7 protein-coding genes are annotated in these 23,871 nt (G+C 40.8%); 3 read left to right on the forward strand and 4 right to left on the reverse strand.

The features are described 5' to 3' along the window. The first annotated feature begins 90 nt into the window (after positions 1 to 90). Together Q0983_RS16420 and hisS are read left to right on the forward strand one after the other, a co-directional pair. Positions 91 to 558 carry a DUF6495 family protein gene (locus Q0983_RS16420; RefSeq protein WP_299555818.1) on the forward strand — a complete coding sequence of 156 codons (468 nt, stop codon included), beginning with the start codon at positions 91 to 93 and terminating at the stop codon, positions 556 to 558. Positions 559 to 684: 126 nt separating this feature from the next. Then, complete coding sequence (gene hisS / locus Q0983_RS16425; RefSeq protein ID WP_299555820.1) at positions 685 to 2,055, forward strand: histidine--tRNA ligase; 1,371 nt, start codon at positions 685 to 687, stop codon at positions 2,053 to 2,055. 113 nt (positions 2,056 to 2,168) lie between these two features. On the opposite strand, the gene Q0983_RS16430 is transcribed toward hisS, so the two are convergent. From Q0983_RS16430 to Q0983_RS16445, 4 genes are all read right to left on the reverse strand, one after another. Further along, positions 2,169 to 5,417 (reverse strand): LamG-like jellyroll fold domain-containing protein, encoded by a 3,249-nt coding sequence (locus Q0983_RS16430; protein ID WP_299555822.1) that lies wholly within the window; start codon positions 5,415 to 5,417, stop codon positions 2,169 to 2,171. Between the two features lie 607 nt (positions 5,418 to 6,024). Continuing rightward, the gene (locus Q0983_RS16435; protein ID WP_299555824.1) at positions 6,025 to 10,941 is read right to left on the reverse strand and encodes a LamG-like jellyroll fold domain-containing protein; all 4,917 of its coding nucleotides are present in this window, start codon (positions 10,939 to 10,941) and stop codon (positions 6,025 to 6,027) included. A 140-nt stretch (positions 10,942 to 11,081) separates the two neighbouring features. Further along, on the reverse strand, positions 11,082 to 12,701 hold the full coding sequence (locus tag Q0983_RS16440) for a PQQ-dependent sugar dehydrogenase (protein ID WP_299555825.1): 1,620 nt from the start codon (positions 12,699 to 12,701) through the stop codon (positions 11,082 to 11,084). 175 nt (positions 12,702 to 12,876) lie between these two features. Beyond that, the gene (locus tag Q0983_RS16445) at positions 12,877 to 18,102 is read right to left on the reverse strand and encodes a LamG-like jellyroll fold domain-containing protein (protein ID WP_299555827.1); all 5,226 of its coding nucleotides are present in this window, start codon (positions 18,100 to 18,102) and stop codon (positions 12,877 to 12,879) included. 351 nt (positions 18,103 to 18,453) lie between these two features. On the opposite strand from Q0983_RS16445, the gene Q0983_RS16450 reads away from it, so the two are divergent. After that, positions 18,454 to 23,826, forward strand: a complete 5,373-nt coding sequence (locus Q0983_RS16450; RefSeq protein WP_299555829.1) for a sulfatase-like hydrolase/transferase — start codon at positions 18,454 to 18,456, stop codon at positions 23,824 to 23,826. Positions 23,827 to 23,871: the final 45 nt, after the last annotated feature.

Below are 23,871 nucleotides of genomic sequence, written 5' to 3' on the forward strand. Positions count from 1 at the left end.
ATATTATTAAATTTGCGCTCCTGATTTAGGAGCGCATTTTTTATAAAAATAATTTGTTTCTCTCCTTTTTGGGGAGATTAAGAAGGGCACATGAAATATTCAAGACTAACAAAGGAACAATTTGAAGAGTTACACCAGGAGTTCATCAATTTTTTGGCAACGCAATCCATTACGGCTGATGAATGGGCAAATTTAAAGGAAAATAAACCTGAGTTGGCGGAAACGGAATTAGATGTTTTTAGTGATTTGATTTGGGAAGGCGTTTTAAATAATGCAGAATATTTAGAACATATTTCGCCACAACATATGTATTTGTTCAGGTTGGGGGACAACAAGATGCAGGCTATTGTACTCAACCTGAAAAACGATGTGGATATTACTACTACTGAGGGTTACAATTGGTTGCGAGAGAATTTAATGGATGAACATGTTGAGTTTTTTCAGGCGGATAAAGACTATTCAGAGGATAAAAACCTGGACAAATTTAAAATGATTGAACAGGGCGCCGTCATTACCAAAGGGGATCTGTTTAAGTATTTTGATAAATTGATAAATTAGTCTGTCATTCCTGTGCGGGCAGAAATTTATTTTCAATATAAACTGTTATTTTTGTCATTCCGCACACGATGCGGAATCTATTTTTATAATTTTTAAAGAGATACCTGCGTTCGCAGGTAATTGAATATGGCTCAAAAACCAGGCATACCAAAAGGTACAAGAGATTTTAACCCGGAACAGGTAGCAAAACGAAACTATATTTTTAACACCATTCGCGGTGCTTTTGAAACTTTCGGATTTCAGCCTATTGAAACCCCCAGTTTTGAAAACTCCGGTACTTTAATGGGGAAGTATGGTGAAGAAGGGGACCGCTTGATTTTTAAAATTCTGAATTCCGGGGATTATTTGACTAAAGCCAATAGCGAGGCTTATGAGGCTAAAGACTCTAATAAGTTAACAGGCAGTATCTCTGAAAAAGCGCTTAGGTATGATCTTACAGTGCCATTTGCACGTTATGTGGTGCAGCATAGAAATGATATTGAACTGCCATTTAAACGTTATCAGATACAACCGGTTTGGAGGGCAGACAGGCCTCAAAAAGGCCGTTTTAGAGAGTTTTACCAATGTGATGCCGATGTGGTAGGTAGTAAAAGCTTATGGCAGGAGGTAGAGTTTATTCAGTTGTATGACACCGTTTTTAGGGCTTTAAAACTGGAAGGTGTTACCATTAAGATCAATAATCGTAAAATACTATCAGGCATTGCCGAAGTTATTGGAGCAGGAGATAAACTGATTGATTTTACGGTGGCCCTTGATAAACTTGATAAAATAGGCGAGGAGAAGGTAAAAGAAGAGATGCTAGGCAAAGGGATTTCTCAGGAAGGCATAGATAAACTACAACCTTTATTTTCTTTGTCGGGTGATTTTGAGTCTCAAATCGAAAGCTTAAGCAATATTTTATCCAGCTCTGATTACGGGCAAAAAGGTATTGAAGAACTAACGTTTATTAACAATGCCATTTCCGAATTAGGTCTGACTACAGCAGCATTACAATTGGATGTCACTTTAGCCCGTGGTTTAAATTATTACACCGGTGCTATTTTTGAAGTATCCGCCCCAAAAGAAGTGAAGATCGGTTCTATTGGCGGCGGCGGACGCTATGATGACTTAACAGGTATCTTCGGGATGCCTAATGTTAGTGGTGTAGGTATTAGTTTTGGCCTGGACCGCATTTATCTGGTCTTAGAAGAATTGAATTTGTTCCCGGAGACGGTAAATAAAAATGTGGAGGTACTTTTCATCAACTTTGGAGAGAAAGAGGCCCTGTTCAGCTTAAAAGCTATTAAAACGTTGAGGCAAGAGGGTGTTAATGCCGAATTATATCCGGATCCTGCCAAAATGAAAAAACAAATGACCCATGCCAACAGGCGTAACATTCCGTTTGTGGTTCTAGTGGGTGAGGAAGAGATCAATTCAAATACCTATACCTTAAAGCATATGGTTTCCGGTGAGCAACAAAAAGTGCCTTTGGAAGTTCTGATTGCATCGGTAAAATAAAAAAAAGAGCCCTGAAATTCAGGACTCTTAAGTCATAGTAAAGATTTTGGTAGATTTGGGATCTACACGACTAATTCAACTAACTAAACAAACTAAACAAAATATAAACTAAACTATTTCTTTACTAAAACTTTCTTTGATATTTTGGAAAACTCGGTTTCTATATTTATGACATAATAGCCGGTTACAAACTGGTTGGCCTTGTATTTTATATAACTCTGTGTTGTATTGGTGTCAAACTTAAATAAGGACTGCCCCAATAAGTTCAGTACCTCAATGGACTTTATTGATATGGATTCCGGATTAAGAATTACAATACAGTCTATTTCATTTGAAAAATATACTTGCATGGGGGTCTTGTCTGCGTCATTTGTGCTAAGGCTTTGCCCGTTTGTAAACGTAACTTCAAACCTGTTCAGGTGCTCTCCGGGAACTAAGAGAATTTTATAACTACCGGCTTTAAGGTCATGATAAATGTTTAACTCTTTATCATGCAGGTAAATATTTGTCTCATCTGGAATGTTCTCCAAGGCATCAATTTTAATAGTGGTCATACCATTTTTATCTGTTTTGATCCCTAAAGGAAAGGTCTCGCCCTGTCCAAGATTGTTTGCGCCCTGTATGACATAATTCTTATTGTCAATTATCCAAAACATATCTTCCTTATTGCTGGTATCAAATAATAAGGCGTCATATCCAATATCAAACCCATTGGAAGCAAGCGGGTCCTCTGTGATCAATAATTGACGGAAATATTTTTTAGGTGAATCGAATGATAACCGTATTTTTTTCCTTAGGTCCTGGTCGGGATTTTGGACGGTTTTCTCTGAACGGGTTTCTTCCTTTTTACTGTTTTTTAAGAATACCGATGATGCGGAGCCTTCTTTAGCAAATATGCGCTGGCTGTTTTTAAATAGTATAGGACTGCCATTAGGGTTATCAGCTACAACAAAAAAGCCCTGGGCTACCGGTATATATCTTCCCGGAATTTTTGTGCCTGCGGCACCGTTGTTGTTTATTCTGGCATCATTTGCAAAAGCTTTGACACCACCACTAAGATTGTAAGTGGCATACCCACCAATATATTCTTTTAAGTTATGGCTGCCACCTCCGAAATGTTCCCAAAAATACAGGGTCCCACTAATTAAATTGGTTGCTGCCCTACCGTTAACGTTTAGTGCACTGCTTATATGGTCATATATAAACTCGTTGGCATCAATGGCTGATGGATAGGGGTTTCCTATCAGGTAGTCGTTTCCGGCACTAATGGTTAAACTAATATCACCGTTATTAGGTTTTCCTTCCAGTGTATAGTCTTGTTCCGATGAAATGGGTCCGGTTCCCGGGCCTTTCATGGTAAAGCCTTCACCTACCTGGAGGGTGCCGTTGCTTCTTACATGTTGCCATGAAGCATAGTTGTTACTTGGTAAATTGTTGAACTTCCAAACCCAGTAATCAGCTATGGTAAGAGGAGAACTTTTACCATTATATCCTGAACTTGAAAAGGTAACATTAGAAAATACATCGGTTATAGTATAGGCATTATTGTTTGTTGAATTATTGGATAATCCAACCGGAGAGGACCAATAATTATAGGTATAGGTATCAGCTGTTCCCTGTTGGTCTTTTTCCAGGGTACCCGCACTGGTTGGTTCCAGGGTACTGTCTTCTCCCTGAACCAGTTGTGATTCCCCTACCAGGTCAATTTTACCATCAAGATCCAGGTACCAACTTACATTAAGTTCCGAATCGTTTTGAATATCAAGATTGCTTCCGCTATCCATTAGTAACCCCACTGTTGTAATATCAGCGTTTGCCTGTAAATTACCTTTAATTTGAACAATCGCACAGTCCGGAGGGTCATTATGAATATCCCAGACACTGCCATGTTCCCAGTTGCTGGAACTGGTCCAACTACCGTTACAGGATGCCGTTGTTACATAGGGTAGTGGTGCGGTATATTCCTGAAAGGTTCTCATGTTATTCAGATGTCCGTTTACATTACTGCCTGAACTGTCCGGAGTATACCCGGTGTCTATGATCCCCATTTTATAATATAGTTCCAGGTCACTCCATAGTAAGCCCTCTATGTCTTTGGGGATCACAGTACCTCTTACGTTTCCTCCATTATTTTCAATTTCCTGGTTTATTTGCCGGTGCAGTTGGTTTAATGTTAGTGCTTTGTTGTAAACCCTTGTTTCATAAATAGACCCTTCAAAATAATTATTGTCTGACGCTGAATTTCTGCCTATTTCAAAATCATGGTCTGAATTCCATGCACTTGTATTGTTTAAGGTGGTTCCTATTAAATTTGAGTTTGAATAACTCCAGACATTATTCCCATTTAAATACAGATCCACCGTACCATTGACCCCATCATATTTTACTGCGGTATGATACCACCTATTTTCACTTAGTAGTGTATTAGATGAGGCAACAGTATTAACATCTCTATTAGTATCTGTTCTTAAAAAGGCTTTAAGGTATTTATTGGAATCTACATAAAGCCTAAAGTTTCTTTGCCCCATGATTTCACCACCATCAAAGCCATTATCCAGTTTAATCCAGGACATCATGGTAGCTTCGGATTTTCCTCCCAGAAAAGCAGCCCGGTCTATATAGTCATTAACACCATCAAAATCCAGGGTTTGGGGTATACAAAAGCTAAAGTTTCCAAGTCCCGAGCCGTGAATGGCATTGGAGCAAACGGAACAATTTTGCCATAAAAAGCTAACGCTGGTTATATAATCCGGGTCAAGAAAGTTAACCCCCACTATGGCGTCTGTTCCACTGGTTGAAGATTTATTAGCATCTACCACGCCTGTGGCGTTATTTACCGTATATGACGGATTTGCTGAACTTGTGAATGTGGGGTAAATGGTACTTCCGTCTGTGGTTTGTGCCGTTATGGTATACATGTCTCCATTGGGCGGACTGGCGTTTACATGAGATAAATCAAATGACAACGCATATATTGGAGAACTAAATGTTATGGTGCATGTGATACCCGTTGCTGAAAATCCGGTGGTATAAAGGTCTATGCTTTCTACTGAAGAGCCTGTGGCTGAGGTGCCGACTTTTGGAGTTTGACTGCCCCAAACACCTAAGGTACCTGTATCTCCGGTAAAGGTTACTGTAAAATCAATACCGGAATTGTCAACATTATTAAAGGTATTGGTTAAAGCACCTGCGGGTGTCCAATTGAATTCATTTGAAGCCGTTGGAGAGGAAGACCAATCTAATGTGAAGTTTTCTCCACAAGCCGGAGGCGCATGTAACTGGGCGACTGCGGCGTTATTTATAAAAATAACAAAAAGTATAAAGACGTAGCATTTATAAATGCATTTGGTGTTTCTTTTCATAAATAGGTTATTTATTTAGTTTGGGGCTAAATAGTTATTCTTAATTTATTTGCTACTAAGCTTTTTTTATACGTCTAATGTTTTTGTTTATCAATGATTATTAAACTTACAGGTTATGGTTATTAAAATTGAAACTTATTTTTACGCTATTTTAGTTGAGCTAGGGATAAACTAAAATTTCAGTTTTCATTATATGATAGGGTACTAAGTAACGCCATCCGGACCGTTAGTAGCCCATGCTTGGAAAACCAACGGGAGGAGTACCAATGGTGTCAAAGTATCTGGTGTTTCTCTCATGATTAATAGATTTGGGTTCATAGTTTTTTGATTATTATGATAATAGCGCTCCAAATATATAAAAAATATTACAATAATCGTTGAAATGTTTAAAAAAATCGACAAAATGCATATTTTTTGACAGAAGTTTCTATGTTTGAGGGTGTTTTATTAAGATTTTTTCGTGCATATTTTACCTTCAGATGCCGTTTTAATACTGGCTTCCGTAAAATAAAAAGGAGCCCTAAAACTTAGGGCTCCCATCATAGTAAAGATTTTTGGCAGATTTTTGTCTACACTAATTCAACTAACTAAACAAACTAAAACTAAACTATTTCTTTACTAGAACTTTCTTTGATATTTTAGAAAACTCGGTTTCTATATTTAATACATAATAGCCGGTTACAAACTGGTTGGCCTTATATTTTATATAATTTTGTGTTGTATCGGTGTCAAACTTGAATAAGGACTGTCCCAATAAGTTTAGTACTTCAATGGACCTTATGGATAAGGATTCCGGGTTAAGGATCACTATACTGTCTATTTTATTTGAAAAATATACTTGCATAGGTATATTTTTAACGTCGTTTGTATGCAGGGATTGGGAACTGGCGAAGGTAATCTCAAACCTGTTCAAATATTCACCTGCGATTAAGAAGATCTCATAATCACCTGATTTCAGGTCATGATACACTTCCAGTTCCTTATCGTGTAGATACACTTCCAAGTCTGCCGGTGCATTTTCCAATGCATCCATGGTAATACTGTTAATACCGTCATTTTTAGTATGGATCCCTATGGGTAATACTGTATTTTCGGTGATTTCATTAATACCCTGAACGGCGTATTTTTTATCGGATATCATCCAGTACATGTCATCCATTTGGGTGTCATTGTACAGGGCATCGTACCCCCAATCGTATCCTATTGTGGTATTTTCGTCAACAGTTGTCAACAGTTGCCTGCGGATGGTATTCACGGAGTAAAAACCAAGTCTCAACTTTAACCTGGTATCTCCGCCTTGATTGGTTGTCTTGGCTGTACTGGTTGCCTGCCCTTTTTTCCCCGATTTCATAAAAACGGAGTTTGAACCGTCTTCAGCCTGGAAAATACGCTGGCTGTTTTTAAATTTGATAGTGCCACCGGTTTCGGCGGTAACAAAGAATCCCTGGCCCACCGGAATGTATCGTCCCGGAGTTTTAGTTGGTGTTCCACCGGTTCCCACGTCAGGGTCGTTTGTACCCATAGAGGCCGCAGGTACACCGCCCGAAAGCGAATAGGTAGCATAGCCTCCCTGGTAGTCGCCTAAATTATGCGAACCGCCACCCCAGTGCTCCCAGAAATACAAAGTACCTGTAGTAGAGCCCGGGCCGGCAATAGTATTACCGTTATCAAGAATGAACTCATGGGCATCAATGGCCGATGGGTACGGATTTCCAACCAGGTAGTCGTTACCGGCATTAATGGTCAAATTGATATCACCGTTATTTGGTTTTCCCTCCAAAATATAGTTTTGTTCTGATGAAATAGGGCCGGTTCCAGGACCTTTCATAGTAAAGCCTTCACCTATCTGAAGGGTACCGCTACTTCTTACATGTTGCCATGACGAATAATCATCACTTGGTAAATTATTGAATTTCCAGATCCAGTAATCAGCTATGGTAAGGGGAGAACCACTGCCATTATATCCTGAACTTGAGAACGTCACATTAGTAAATACATTGGTTACGTTATAGGCATTATTGTTTGTTGAATTATTAGATAATCCAACCGGAGAGGACCAATAGTTATAGGTGAAGGTATCCGCAGTTCCCTGCTGATCTTTTTCCAAAGTACCGGCACTGGTTGCTTCTAAGGTACTTTCTCCACCCTGAACCAATTGTGATTCCCCTTCAAGGTCAATTTTACCATCAAGCTCTAAATACCAACTCACATTAAGTTCGGAATCATTCAGAATATCAAGATTACTTCCACTTTCTAATAAGATGCCTACGGTTTTATGGTTTGTATTAGTATCTAAATCCCCTCGTATTTGTACAATGGCACAATCAGAATGGGTATTATCAATATCCCAAACATCTCCATGCACCCAGTTACTGGAAGTAGCCCAACTGCCACTGCTAGATGCCGTTGTAACAAAAGGCAGTGGCGTGGTCTGCGATTCAATAATTTTAGTATTGTAAATTTTTGCTCCGGTACCAACATCAACAGTAGCTGTGGTCAGATCATCAATAATATCATCTTTATAGGTGTCAAGTCTATAGTAGCGTTCTAAATTTGACCAGTTTAAAGGGGTTGATACTTCGGTGGCTGCATTAAAGTCTGTGATATCCTTAGGAAGTATACTGCCTCTAACCACCCCGCTATTGTCTTCTATTTCCTGGTAGATGATCTTGTGAAGTTCATTTTGCGTAAGCGCCTTGTTAAACACCCTGACTTCATCAATATAACCATGGAAGTATTTACTGTTGGTGTCCGGTTCTCTTCCTATGGTAAAGCTTGACGTATCGGCATTAAAACCACCGGTACTTGGGCTTGAGCTTGCTTCAAGGTTTCCGTTAATATACAGGTGGAAACCACCGGATAAGCAATCACATTCAAAAGTAGCGGCTACATGGATCCATTGACCGGTTGTTAAAGGTGTGCTGTAACTCAGGGTATTTCCATCGGCATAGGCCGTAATAGTTTTATCTGCATTCAACTGAATGTAAAACACATCCTGGCCCAAAATGATCTGGACCCCTGTTGCCGACGGATCAATTTTGATCCAGCCCATTAATGATGCTTCATTCCAGGTGTTATCTATAACTGTAGCTTCATCGGCATAATCGTTTCTACCGTCAAAGTATAATTGAAGCTTCTGGTTTAGATCTCTGGGTGACCCGAAGATACCGTCATTGGTGTCAAATAAGTCAACAATACCATCATTTTCCGCATCATTGGTGTCGTCAATGACACCATCGGAATTACCATCTAAACCGGCATAAAGGGTATGTGAAATATCATAGGTAGAACCATCCGAAGTGACATCTAAATAATCCGGGGTTCCGTCATTATCGGTATCGGCCACGTAATATTCCCAACCGGTTCCTGTAGAGCCCTGGTTAGAATTTCCGTATGCCGTAGCCATGGTGCCACCTTCAAAGAAGTCGTACAGATCTAAAATACCATCGGAGTAATATTCTAAGGTTCCGTCTGAGTTAATATCGGTTTCCCTGACGGTGTCAGTATCGGTACCATCACCAACACCATCGCCGGTTATATCGCCGTCACCATTTTGATAGTTCGGATCACCTGAATTAGTAGCTCCGGATTCATCTACATCAAAGACAGCATCATTATCACTATCCAGATCAAGATAATTAGGAACACCGTCGCTATCGGTATCAGGCACCGTATTGCTTTCCGTAGAGTCATGCATACCATTTGAATTGGCATCCACCCAGGATCCAACACCTGTCAACATAGCTTTTCCTTCACTGTGGCTTCCTAAACCGGCTTCAACCACATCAGGAATACCATCGTTATCTGAATCTAAGTCAAAAACATCGGCCACACCATCACCATCGGTATCACATAAGGTTTGAGAAATAACTATATCATCAATTGCCAAATCATTACCGGCACCGCCCACTTCATTGTTAATGAAGTAAACGTAAAATTCACTAACATTAAATGTTAAACTAGCGGTAAACTGATGCCAGCTGCCGGCGGCATCGCCATTTATAGAAGGCGGTATATCACCCGTGGTTATTGATGCCAGTACATTGTTATTAACATCTCTGAACTCAACTAAAATATCCGGTCTAAGCCTGGTAGCTATACCCGGAGCTGTTGTTGTATCCAGGTTTAATACCCAAAAACTATAAGTAATAGGTACGTTTGGCAAGGCACCTATAATAGTTGCTGTATAGAACGTACCCGGGTCATAGGAGGCATTGAACATGGCCATTCTTCCGTTAGTATCACCGGATGTATGGTCTTCTCCGGTATACCAGTAGGCATCTGCCCAGGAGGCTACCTCGGCATTCGGGGTGTCGTCTGTTCCGTCACCATCGCCGGCTTTATAATAAACAGTGTATTCACCGTCATTTAAATCGTCTCTGTGTAAATCCGGACATTCCGTTGTTGAGGTTCCTGTTGTACCATCTTCATAGCAGTATGTTGTTTCCGCATCGTAGGTCGTGTTAATAGTAGTTCTGTTGCCTTCACCAAAGGTTTCGTTTAAGAATTTATAGTTGGTTGTACCTGCTATTGAGGAAGCCTGGCAGGCAGTTTCTTCATCCGAATCCGGAATACCATCGTTATCGTCATCTATATCCACATTATCAAGTACACCATCATTATCACTGTCAAAGAAGTTTTGCTCTGCGCGGGCATCAATATCAAATTGATACGATCCTTCATCAGAATCATCATTAGTAACCGTAACAGTACATGTTTTTGTTCCCAGTGTTAACGAGTTGAATTGAATGCTGAATGTAGTAGTTCCTGTGGAAGGCACTACGGGAGACGTGTAAAAAGGAGCCACAATAGTAAAATCCACGGCATTAGATAATGCAATGTTTGAGATATTTAAGTTGACCCCGCCTTTATTGTAAATGGTATAGGTTCTGGTTATTTGTGTTCCGGCATTTGCAGTACCAAAGCTTGTATGGTCTGATATAGCAGGTGTTGTGTCCCCGTTAACAATGGAAATAGCGTTCCCTCGAATATCAATTTCTGGGGCAGAGACCTGTACTAAAACATCATCAAAGTAACAATATTCATTATTATCTCCTGCTGTACTTGTAAATCTGAACCTTGAATTGGAGGCTAGTCCACTACTGACGGTTAAGTAGAATTCGTAGGATACATTATTTGATGCAAAGTCTGTTCCTAATGCATAGGTTTTTAAGGTAGACCACGAAGACCCGTTATAGTATTGAACAGAGAACCCTTCACCGGTATCCAGCCTAAACCCTATGAAGCAGAACGAAAAATCTACCGAGCTATAAGACGAGAGGTTTAAAGTAGGGGAGGTGGTTAAATTATTGGAGGTGTCATCGTCCTTTGAATAAACGGACTGTGTACTATTACAGGCGTAAACCGAATTTGTATTTAACCCGGAATCTGAACCACCGTCAGTCCAACCTTGAAGTCCGGATTCAAAATCATAAGAAGCAATAGTTTGCGAAGCCGCTGTAAATGACAAAGCCACACTAATGCATAGCGTAACCAACCAATTTTGGGGCAAAAACGTTTTCATAAGCAGGTTTATTTAGTTTGGGGACTAAATAGTTATATTTCAATAACTTATTGAAAAGTAGTATAACTCCAATAAAAAACTAAAAATACTCGATTAAATACGTTAAAGTGTTGGTAAACAACACTATATCTCTTAATTTGTTATTGGATCACTAATTTTCCTGTTGCTATTTCTTTATTATTATTTTTTAGTTTAACAAAATACAAGCCGTTTGACAGGTTTGTTGTTTTCAAATCATAGTTACTATTAATATTTTTTATATGTTGAACGGTTCTTCCATGGATGTCATAAACAAACAAATCTAGTGATGTATACGCTCTAAAATTGAAACTTATATGGGTACTGTTTCTGGTTGGGTTCGGTACCATTGAAAATTCGTTTTTATCATGGAAATCATTACTTAATGTCACACCGCTATATTGAATTTTCATGACAACCCCCTGGTTATCCATACCACTTCTTATATCAGTAATGGCATAGATGGTTACCCCATCGGGATCAAAAGCAATATCTCTGTATCTATCGTTTGATGAATGGAATTCTTCATAGGTAGTACTATCTAATCCATCACCTGCGACGTTTAATTTGGTTCTTAAAATCATTCCGGCTTTTAATGTCGGAATAAGCAAAGACTCTCCCCAGCCGGGAATTTTTCCACCTTCATAAATATCAATGCTAGCCGGAGCCACTGTAGGCCATGTTAACCAGCCACCTGTTGGCTCAGATGCAATCGTACTGTTATAGGTGCCTATGGGTGGCATAAAGTCCGAAATGGAAGCTCCTGAAGTTGATTCATCAATATAAGAACCCGGGCAACTGTTGGAATCATAGTCGTCACAGGTGCCTGTTCCGGTTCCGGGATAGCTGGACCAATTGCAGTAAGCATAGCCACTGTCATCATTGTAACCGGCAATTAAAGGCCAGCCGTAATTTTTGCCTGATTCAATAATATTTATTTCATCATCGGTTTTATCGCCGTGTTCAGACGAGTATAGTTTTCCGTTTGAACCAAATACTAAACCTTGGGCGTTTCTGTGCCCGTAGGAGTACACATGACTCTTAACACTGTTTAATGTTGGGTTATCTGTAGGAATGGTTCCGTCCAGGTTTAATCTTAAAGTTTTGCCTTTGTAATCTGAATAATCGGAATTACTTGTTGGTAAATATTGTGCTCTAATTTCATTGCAGGCGTTGCCACCTCTATTGGATCCGTGATCTCCAATGGTCCAGTATAATTTAAGGTCCGGCCCAATAACAATTTTACCTGAATTATGATCGTTACCGGCTTCGATATTATCAATTACCGTGTAGGCACTGGCACTATCTAAATTACCTGTTCCGGAATTATAGGAATACCGGGCAATTCTTAACTTACGGTCTAATCCCGAACCAGGATCATCGTCATACGTGTAAACTAAATACACATAATTATTGGTTAGGGTATTGATATCTGCATATAAGTCCGGGTGGATAGCCATTCCCATTAACCCGTCTTGCGTGACTGATTGATGCACCACACCGGAAAGGTCCAGCATAGTGGTTTTAGAACCTCCGGCGGTGCTTACTTTAACCACTTTTTTACCAACGCGTTCCGTGATCCAAAGTGATCCGTCCGGGCCGTAAAGAATGGTGTTTGGGTAATCTAAATGACTGTCTGAAGTAAGATTGGTAACAGTCCAGTCAGGACCATCTGTGACAGGTGTTTGAGCAACTATTGGTATATAAGCCAACAGAGCCATGGTTAGTAGTTGTCTTCTCATAACTATTAGATTTGGGGTTAATAGTTTGATTTTAATAGTATTAGCTTTTCAAATATATGAAAAATATTGTAATTATCGATAAAATGCATAAAAAATCCGATAAAAAGTATGTTTTTAACAAAAAAGCCCTGAAAAATTTCCAGAGCTTTTTAACAAAGGTTTCTAAGTGAGGGGGTTATTTTATTAAGACTTTTTTAGAGATCATCTTATCTTCGGATAGCATCTTGATAATATAAGTCCCGGTTTTAATATTTTTGGTTTTTACCTCTAAATAGTTTTCATCTGTATTGGCATCTATGTTGATAATAGATTGCCCCAATATATTATACAGGCTAATAGTTTCAATATGCCTTATAGTAGGGTTAAGGACGATGATACTTTCTTTTTCATTAGAAAAATATACTTGTAAGTTTTCATTGGTTATGTCTTCATTTTCCAATAAGGAAGAAGATGAGGCAAAAGTCAATTCAAATCTGGTTAGGTGTTCACCAGCAGTTATGAATGTTTCGTAATGGCTCTCTCTTAAGTTGTGATAAACACTCAATTCTTTGTCATGTAAAAGAATATCTAAATTATCAGCAATGTTTTCTAATCCGTCAATACTGAAAGTAGCAAGTCCATCTTTACTTATTTTGGCTCCAAGGGGCAATACTTGCGTATCATTAAAGTTATCTACCGCCTGAATAATAAGTTTGGAGTTTCCTAGTGTCCAGAACAGGTCTTCCTTGTTATCTTCAATTAAAGGCCCGTCAAAACCAAGGTCAAAATTATTGGAAGCACGTTCATCCACACCCACAAGTAATTGACGGTGATAGCCATCAGGGGTGTTAAACATGATCCTTATTTTTTGCCTGTCATCTACCGGATTACCTGTTTTGGTTGTTTGACCTTTTTCTTTAGATTTTCCTTTTAAGAAAACGGATCCTGTATTAGAGCCTGACACATTTTCTTTTTGGAAAACACGTTGGCTGTTTTTAAATAGAATACTGCCTCCAACAATAGGTTGTGTAATTCCCGGGTCGTTTGGATCACTTACTAAATCGGTATCTAAAATTGCCGAAACAAAGAACCCTTGTCCAACAGGAATATAGCGTTCCGGTAATTTGGTCCCGGAAGATCCGTCATTGTCAATTCTGGTATCATTGTTTACCGCTAAGGCACCTCCCATTAAAGTATATGTAGCATAGCCTCCCTGATAATCTGATAATTGATGGGAATCTACAGCATAGTGTTCCCAAAAGTATAATGCACCATTGATGATATTACCGGCCGGATTATTACCACCATCCGTAGTACCTAAATTATCCTGTAAAAAGGCATTGGCATCAAGTGCAGAAGGGTAAGGATTACCAACTAGGTAATCGTTACCTGCCGCAATAGTTAAACTAATATCACCATTATTTGGTTGGCCACTAAAAACATAATTCTGATCTGAGCCGGCGGTTCCGGGTCCTTTCATGGTAAATCCTTCGCCCGGTAAAATAGAGCCTGTACTTCGTACATGCTGCCATTGAGAATAATCATTAGAGGCATTATTGGCATATTTCCAGATCCAATAATCGGCATTTTCAACCGGTGATGTGTTGCCATCATATCCCGATGTTGTAAAGCCAACATTTGATATGATGCCAGCAGCCGTATAGCTGGAATTACTGGTTGGGGAAACCGGAGACGACCAATAGTTATATCTATAGGTATTGGTGGTTCCTTGTTGATCTCTTTCTAATGAACCTGAACTGGACGAATCAAAATCACTATCTGTGGTTTGAATTAATTGTGATTCCCCTTCCAGGTCAATGGTCCCGTCTAATTTTAAATAATGTGATACAGTTAATGAATACCCGGCATTAGTAGCGGTATTACCGTCAATTTGCAGATCACCGCTGTTCACTATTAAGCCTAATACGGTTCTGTTACCATTTCTGTCTGCCGGAATTAATGCTGTATTTGAGTTATCCATTGTTACATTATGACTAATTTCTACAATGTTATAATCAATAGTTTCTAAAGCGTCTAAGTATGAATCTACCCCGGGAAGGTATTGAACATCACCATTTACCCAGGTGGTTTCATTATCCCAATCGCCATTTTGAGTGGTTTGATAGGGCAGCGGAGCCGTTTGCGCATCCAGGTGGGAATAATTGATCATAGAAGCATCATTGCCACTGTTAGATTCGTCTTTAACACTGCCAAATACCATACGGCTCATGGGGTAATAAGCTATTAAATTGTTCCAGGGAACAGATACTATTTCGTTCTTTGTGGTGGCAGACGGCAATACTTTACCATCGGCATTTAAAGAGGCATTCTGTTCAATTTCCTGGTTCATGATATAACGGATCTGGTCACCGGTAAGTGCTACGTTCCAAACACGGACTTCATCCACGGAACCATCATGTTTTTGTTGTCTTTTGATATGGTGGGCGGCACCGATCATAAAGTGAGCATCCGACGGAACATTCATGGGATCCAGAGTATCGTCCTGATCTTCCAGATAACCATCAATATAAAGGCTGGTCATATTGGTAGAAGAATCAAAAGTGGCAGCAATATGGTGCCATTCATCTTCCGGTATGGTAGCCGAGGTCTGCATAATGTTATTTGAGGCGTCTGCTGGGTCACGCCATACCATTCTAAATTGATTACTTGAGTTGATCCTGAAGGCATAACCATGGGTATAGTTACCGTCATTATCCGGCCCCGGATCTATATCCCTGTTTTCGTTAAAATAATTACGTTTAGATACTACATCAAACTTTCCTACCCCTGTATTTCGTTTTACCCAGGCACTGATCGTATAATCCGTATTGGCCAGGTCATTGACGTCACCGGCAGACAGGTAGGTATCCAAAGTTCTGTCAAAACTAACGGCTCTGGACATTTCAGCAGTGATAGCTGTTGAACCAAAAGTGATGTACTTGGTGCCTTCAAAGTAGAAGTCCACTTCCAGGTCACTTCCAACATCTTCCATGGTTGCCGAAGTCACATTAGTAGTAAAGGCAGCATCATCGGCGATGATCATAATATATTCTTCGCTTCCGGGATTGGTAACGGATACCATAGATTCCGGAATAGAAAGTTTAATGGTAGGTATGGTGTCTGTCACCACCATTTTCCATATTCTTTGTATAGGTGTGGCGCTTACACTGGTAGTAACACTTGTACTTGAACTAAAATCTTTGGTAATGTCAGTACCTGCCGTTGATGTAGAACCATTGTTATGTCCCCAGATTAAGAACGATTTGTCTTCGAAATAATTCGTTGAATTACTTGAGTTGGTAGTTGCTATCTGTTTAATACCAACGGTGATATCATCTGTAGTGTTTACTGTTTTTGATTGTTTTTGTTCTAAATTGGACGCATCATCCTTACCAATACCGGTAACATTATAGTTATAACCTACATTAGCCGATTGATCCCAGATCACTGTGCCATCAGAGTCTACATAATCCTGGGAGGTTCCGTTGGCACCTAAAGTAATACCGTATTTTATAGCGAAATAGGATTCTACTTTGTCTCTTTCACCTGAAGTCAGCGCCTGGTTATAAACAACCATTTCGGCGATGCCTCCGTTCCATCTTGTTGATGATGTTGAAGGATCAGCACCAATACCGGCCGTTAAGGATCCCGATAAGTTATCAGCGTTAGCGGAAGCAGTTCCCTGCGATACCCCCTGAAGGAATAACTCCGAATTTCCACCTGTTACATGATCATAGTTCACTAAGAATGGCGTTCCGGAAGTAATAGTTCCCGAAACAGAACCGGAAGTTGCGGAACCATCATGATAACTACCCTGAATGGTAGTACCTGCGGTTTGTTCTAAATCAACAGAACCGTTAGCACCGTTATCAAGATTTAATAAACTTTTAGTCGAACTAAAAGTCCCTTCCGCTACGGTAAAAACGGTCATGGTAGTATTTGGAGCTGTAGTTGCAGTCATTTCATGATTTGTACCATCAAAATCAACTGTTGGGTTAAAGTTGATAGCTGCTTCAGTAAAAACAGGTTGATTAGCTCCTGTAGCCTGTGTAGCATTGTTAGAGTTTACAGATTGGTCCAACCAGTTTAATACGGCGTCTCCATTTTCTGCAGCATCAGCGGCGGCTTCTTCAACCCCTGTATTGGCCTTTAGCCATAGTTGAATTTCAGCAGTGAATCCACCAGGTCCCTGTGTTGTGGTTACAGGAGCAGATACAAAATCCACAATTTGAATTTCGTGAGAAACACCACTGGAATGTCCGCTTCTATGCGCCCAGTGTGCCACCTGAGTTAATGAGTTTAAATAGTAGTTTCTCCAACCTTGTCCGTAACCACTACCATTACCTGCCGTATACATGGATCCCACAACCATGGATTGTGTTAAATCCGATAATCCTGCAGACGTGATATCTACAGTAGATTCGTTATCAGCAAAACTGGTGTCTGAAAACCTGGTAACAGTCATGGTTGGGTTATTGATGACATGTATAAAGTGCCTGTTTTGGTTACTACCGGTATCCCTGCTGGCGTCAAATGACCAGTCTACAGTTTGCGTATCGGCACCTGGTTTCATTACCGGCCACTGGCTACGAATTTTTTCCTTGTTACCTCCTGAGGCAGCTGTTTGCGCTTTGGATTGCGTAAAGATCAAGGCATTGGTCCAGGAACTTACACCGGTGGCTGTACCTGTGGCGTCATAACCATCATAAAGTGTAATGGAACCTGTGGCAGCAGAAGAGGAGGCATCACCATGCAATACGGTCCAATTGGAACCTGTAAACTCTACTAAAGTAATATAAATGGTAACATTATTATCACTTGTACCTTTCCTGACCACTAAGTTAGTACTGGAGGATAAATGCGCCATACCGGTTGCCGAATCCGCACCATTATTGGTGTCATCGTTCATGATTCCCGTGATGAATGGCACTACTTTATTAGGGGATACTATACCGGCACCTGAGACGTCAATATCTACATAAGTGTATCCTAAACCTGTACCTCCTGTAGGTAAGCTCGCCGTATAACGGCCTCTAACGATAAACTCGTTAGCCCCACCGGGTGTACCAATGTATTCCCAGATGTTGGTCTGGAAGTTCATATTATTACTTATGGATCCGGATTCCCGGTAATAGGTAAGTGTACCTGTTCCGGTAAGTACACGGGCACCTGCCATATCATCACCTTCCAGGGCAGTATCATTAGAATCTGACCTACCAGCATGTGTTTTACGGTTATTTGATGGTAAAGCAATGGCGTTGTTTAGAGAGGAAACGGCAGTAAAACTGGTATTGGTGCCTCCGGAATTACCTATGTCATCCTGAATCTGTTGTATTTTAAAGTCCTGTGCCGTTAGGAGCGAACAGAAGCATATAAATACCCCTAATAGGATATATTTTAAAAGAGTAGAAACCTTATTCATGAGAGACTAAGTTTAGTTTGGGGACTAATTATTTTGGACACAAACCTATGATTTATATCCATGAAACGCAAAAAAAATCGTTGAAATACACGTTTCGTTAACATTTAATCTATGAATTTTAAGTTAATATACTGGTTGTTAATTAGTTATGTTTTTTGATGTTTTTTAGTGTTTTGTAGTGCTTTATATACCCGGTTGTAGTATTTTATATATAGTCTTGATTTATCTGGTTTTTAAGGGGTTATCACGTTATTAAGAATTGTTAATTTCTTTTTGGCGAAAAGTTTTGTCCGTGCTAATTTTTTTAATCAGAATCGCCTACTTTAGTTGAATAACCAATCCCTAAACTTTATGAAAACAATAAAACAATTGTGTTTATTGCTATTTGCTTTATGCATGAATGCTCTCTTCTCTCAATCCCCAAATGTTGTCATTATTATTGCCGATGATATGGGATGGTCCCAGGTAAGTACGGGACTGACCAACTTAAACAATCCCAGTGATTTTTATGAGACCCCAACTTTAGAAACATTAGCCAGTGAAGGTATAGCCTTTCCACATGCCTATGTTAACGGTGCTAATTGTGCCCCCACTCGGGCTGCTTTATTAAGTGGTCAGTATGCGTCCAGGCCCCATAATAATATTTGGGCCGTGGACAATTTGAACCGAGGCGGTAGCGGCACTTTACTGGTTGGCCCGTCACAAGGCTTACCATCGGGCATCGATGAATTGCCGGTTAGTGCGGTTACCATTGCAGAAACGATGAAAACAGCTGGCTATGCCACGGTACACCTTGGTAAATTCCACGTTGGTGAAAATGAAAGTACTAATAGTACTAACAATGCAGCTACAGACCAGGGATTTGATGTAAATTACGGAGGCGGAACCAAAGGAAATCCCGGGAACTATTTTGCTTCCAGTAGTGCACCTTATACATTTCATGCCAATATAGGCCCCGAATTAGATGTTTATGCCGATCCGTATACGGAAGCGGAATCTCAGATGTTGGCAGGTAACAGTTCATTGACCGGAACAAAAAAGCATGTTACGGATGCTATGGCCGATGCTGCCATAGATTGGATGGAAGCTAATAAGAACTCGCCGTTCTTTGTGCATTTTAGCAATTTTGCGATCCATGGCCCTTTCGATACCGGTAACGCAAGGCCGGACCTTGTTGCCAAGTATCAGGCGAAACCACCCAGTCAAATGGGGCACAATAGTGTGGGGCAGGCAGCCATTGCCGAAGGTATGGACCAAACCATCGGGCGCTTGGTAGATTACTTAAAAACTACGGATGATCCGAGAAATCCCGGATTTAAATTATCGCAGAATACATTAGTATATTTTATCTCTGATAATGGTGGTGCCAGAGGCACTGATGATAACGGCCCGTTAAAAGGTATGAAGGGTGAATTGCACGAAGGTGGTATCAGATCGGTTACTTTAGCCTGGTCGGAAGCCTCCTGGTTAGCGAATAAAGGAACAGTGAACCATACGCCCATTGTAGCCTTTGATCTATACCCAACACTTGCTGAAATGGCCGGTGCTTCACTTCCCGGCGGAGGTTATGCTATAGATGGGGCAAGCCAATGGCAAATGCTGACCAATGGAACAGCTATGACCAGAGAAGCTATCTATTGGCATTTCCCCGGATATTTAGTTGATAGCAATCGGGATCAAAGACCTCAGACCGTTATTAGAAAAGGCGATTATAAGCTGATTCATAGTTATGAAACGGCTTCGTATCAAATGTACAACCTGATCACTGATATGAGTGAAACCACCAATTTATTAGCCGGTAATCCGGATCAGGCTACCTTAATCATTGCTAATGATTTGAGTACGGATATGCAAAACCATTTAATTAGTATTAATGCGCCACTTCCAACCTATAGGAGTAATGGACAAACCGTTCCGTTGCCCTATATTATCAGTACGGAACCCGGAGGGGGTGGTGGTGGCTTATGCGAAGCGCCTGCAGGTTATGAAGCCTACTGGAATTTTGATACGACCAATGGTGCTAATGATGCTTCCGGGAATAATCATAACCCGAATCCAATTAACGGCACTTTATCTTTTGATTCGACTGATTTTGCCGAAGGCGATCAGTCAGCTGTATTCAGTGGTTCTGTAGATATTCAATATAGCTCCGGGTCATTTTTAACCAATGCCCTGACAACAAGAAGTTATACAGTTTGGCTAAAACCTACGGCGCTATCAGGATTACAGGTCATTATGGATGAAGGAGGAGGAAACCAGGGATTAGGGGTTCGTTTAAATGGTACTAATCTGGAAGCCATTGTTAGAAGTGGTACGACTAATTTAACACAAATAAGTACGCCTTATCCAACAGATGGTGCATGGCATCATGTGGCGTTTGTATATGATGGCGGAGCGACCAGTATGAAACTATATATAGACGGTGTTGAAGTGGCTTCTGATAACAGTGCGTTGAGCTCAGTTGCTACCCATACCGGCATTGGTGGAATCGGTGGTGTTATTGGAGGAAAAGATCCGTTTGGGGAAGCTTCCGATAGTTACTTTACGGGAAAAATGGATGGATACGCTGTTTATAATGGTGCTTTAACGCTTGCACAGGTGGAAGAAGCGGCCTGTTTAAGTTCAGTGGTTGCCGATGCCGGACCGGATGTGTCTATTTGTGAAGGGGATTCCACAACTTTGACAGCCAGTGGTGGCGATACTTATTTATGGAGTACCGGTGCTACCACGGCTAGTATTACCGTGAGTCCGGGGTCAACAACAACCTATACGGTTACCGCTTTTGTAGGTGGAAATTCCGATGATGATGATGTGATTGTAACGGTTAATCCATTGCCAACAGCAGATGCCGGTGCCGATGTAACTATATGTGATGGTGATACCACCATCTTAACAGCATCCGGAGGTGATACCTATTTGTGGAGTACCGGAGCTACTACGGCAAGTATCAATGTAAACCCATCGTCAACTACCACGTATACAGTAACAGTGACAACCAATGGCTGTAGTGCTAATGATGATGTTATTGTCACTGTAAATCCAGCCCCAACAGCTGATGCCGGTGCCGATGTCACCATTTGTGAAGGCGATACTACGACTTTGACAGCTTCGGGCGGTGATACCTATTTATGGAGTACAGGAGCCACCACAGCTAGTATTGATGTAAGTCCAACGTCAACAACAACTTATACGGTAACAGTGACAACCAATGGCTGTAGTGCTAATGACGATGTCATTGTAACGGTTAATCCGTTACCGGCGGCAGATGCTGGTGCCGACGTTTCTATATGCGAGGGTGATACCACCACCTTAACAGCATCCGGTGGTGACACCTATTTATGGAGTACAGGAGCCACCACAGCTAGTATTGATGTGAGTCCAACGTCCACGACAACTTATACGGTAACAGTGACAACCAATGGCTGTAGTTCCAATGATGATGTCATTGTAACCGTAAACGCCATACCGGTTGCCAATGCCGGAGCCGATGTGACCATATGCGAAGGAGACACCACCACATTGACCGCTTCAGGGGGTGATACTTATTTGTGGAGCACGGGAGCTACCACGGCGAGTATTGACGTTAGTCCAACGTTAACAACAACTTATACGGTAACAGTGACAACCAATGGCTGTAGTGCTAATGACGATGTTGAGGTAACCGTGAATGCTGCACCAACGGCTGATGCCGGACCGGATGTTGCTATTTGCGAAGGCGATACTACCACCTTAACAGCTTCAGGAGGAGGCACTTATTTATGGAGTACCGGAGCAACAACGGCCAGTATTAATGTAAGTCCAGGTGTAACAACTACTTATACCGTAACTGTAACTAACAATGGCTGTAGCTCCAACGATGACGTTATTGTAACAGTTAATTCGGCACCAACAGCCGACGCCGGACCGGATGTTACCATTTGCGATGGTGATACCACTACACTAACGGCCTCAGGAGGTGATACCTATTTATGGAGTACCGGTGCTACTACGGCAAGTATTGACGTTAGTCCAACGTCAACCACAGTGTATACGGTAACCGTTAGTTATAGTGGTTGTGGTGTTAGTGATAATGATTCCGTAACCGTAACCGTTAATCCAGTACCAACAGCGGATGCCGGGGCCGATGTGACTATATGTGAAGGTGATACAACCACTTTGACTGCTTTAGGAGGCGATACTTATCTATGGAATACCGGGGCAACAACAGCTAGTATTAATGTTAGTCCAACAGCAACAACAACCTATACCGTAACAGTTACAACAAATGGTTGTAGCTCTAACGATGATGTGATTGTAACGGTTAATCCGTTGCCTGCAGCAGATGCAGGAGCCGATGTTTCTATATGTGAGGGTGATACCACTACCTTAACAGCCTCCGGTGGTGATACCTATTTATGGAGTACCGGAGCCACTACGGCCAGTATTGATGTAACACCGGGATCAACAACAACCTATACGGTCACTGCAACCTCAAATGGCTGTAGTGCTAATGATAATGTCATTGTAACCGTAAACGCTATACCGGTTGCCAATGCCGGAGCCGATGTGACCATTTGTGAGGGAGACTCCACAACGTTAACAGCGTCTGGAGGTGATACGTATTTATGGAGCACGGGAGATACTACTGCCAGCATTTCGGTGAGTCCGGGATCAACAACCACCTATACCGTAACCGCCATATCCGATGGTTGCAGTTCAAACGATGATGTTGTAGTAACGGTAAATCCAACGCCGACAGCTGATGCCGGTTCCGATGTCACTATTACTGAAGGAGACTCTATCACCTTAACTGCTTCGGGAGGCGGGACTTATTTATGGAGTACCGGAGCTACTACGGCTAGTATCACAGTGAGTCCGGGTACTACCACTACGTATTCCGTAACCGTTACTCAAAACGGTTGTAGCGATGTGGATGATGTGATCGTAACAGTAGAGTCTTCAGGATGTATATATACTTTAATTAATTCTGAAGGCTTTGAATCCGGATGGGGCATTTGGAACGATGGTGGCTCGGATGCCAGAAGAAGTTCCAATGATGCTATATATGCTACAACAGGAACGTATTGTATCCGATTAAGGGATGATACCTCTACATCGGTTATGACTACGGATAATCTGGATTTAAGCATCTATGAAGAACTTACCGTAGATTTTGGTTATTATGCAAGAAGTATGGATAATAGCAGTGAAGATTTCTGGTTGCAAATTTCTACTAACGGTGGTAGCAGTTATACTACTGTTGAAGAATGGAACAGGGATGATGAGTTTGTAAATAATGCATTTTATACAGATCAGGTTGTTATCCCGGGGCCATTTACTTCAAATACCAGATTACGATTTAGATGTGACGCTTCAGGAAATCAGGATTGGGTGTATATTGATGATGTTGTAATTAACGGATGTACCTCTTCCGGTGCTGCCAAAGTAATTGAAGCTAAAGAGACAGCCAAAGATGATATAGCTGATATTGATGATGAATCGGATATTATTTCAGCCGTTTTATATCCTAATCCGTTTAATAATAAGTTTACTATTAAGATAGAATCGGCATATAATAAAGCTGACGTAAGTATATTAAATGTTATAGGCCAATCCGTTTACTTTAAATCGTTCTCAAACAAAGAAACTATTGAAATTTCTACAGAAGATTTCCAGGTAGGGCAATATATCGTTAGAATGGATATAGATGGCGAGACTATTTATAAGCGCGTTATCAAGGATTAGTTAAACTTTTTAGTTAACCGTAATTTAAAAAAGAAGAGCCTGTTG

The sequence above is a fragment of the Seonamhaeicola sp. genome, from assembly GCF_028281565.1.
Classification (GTDB): Bacteria; Bacteroidota; Bacteroidia; order Flavobacteriales; family Flavobacteriaceae; genus Seonamhaeicola.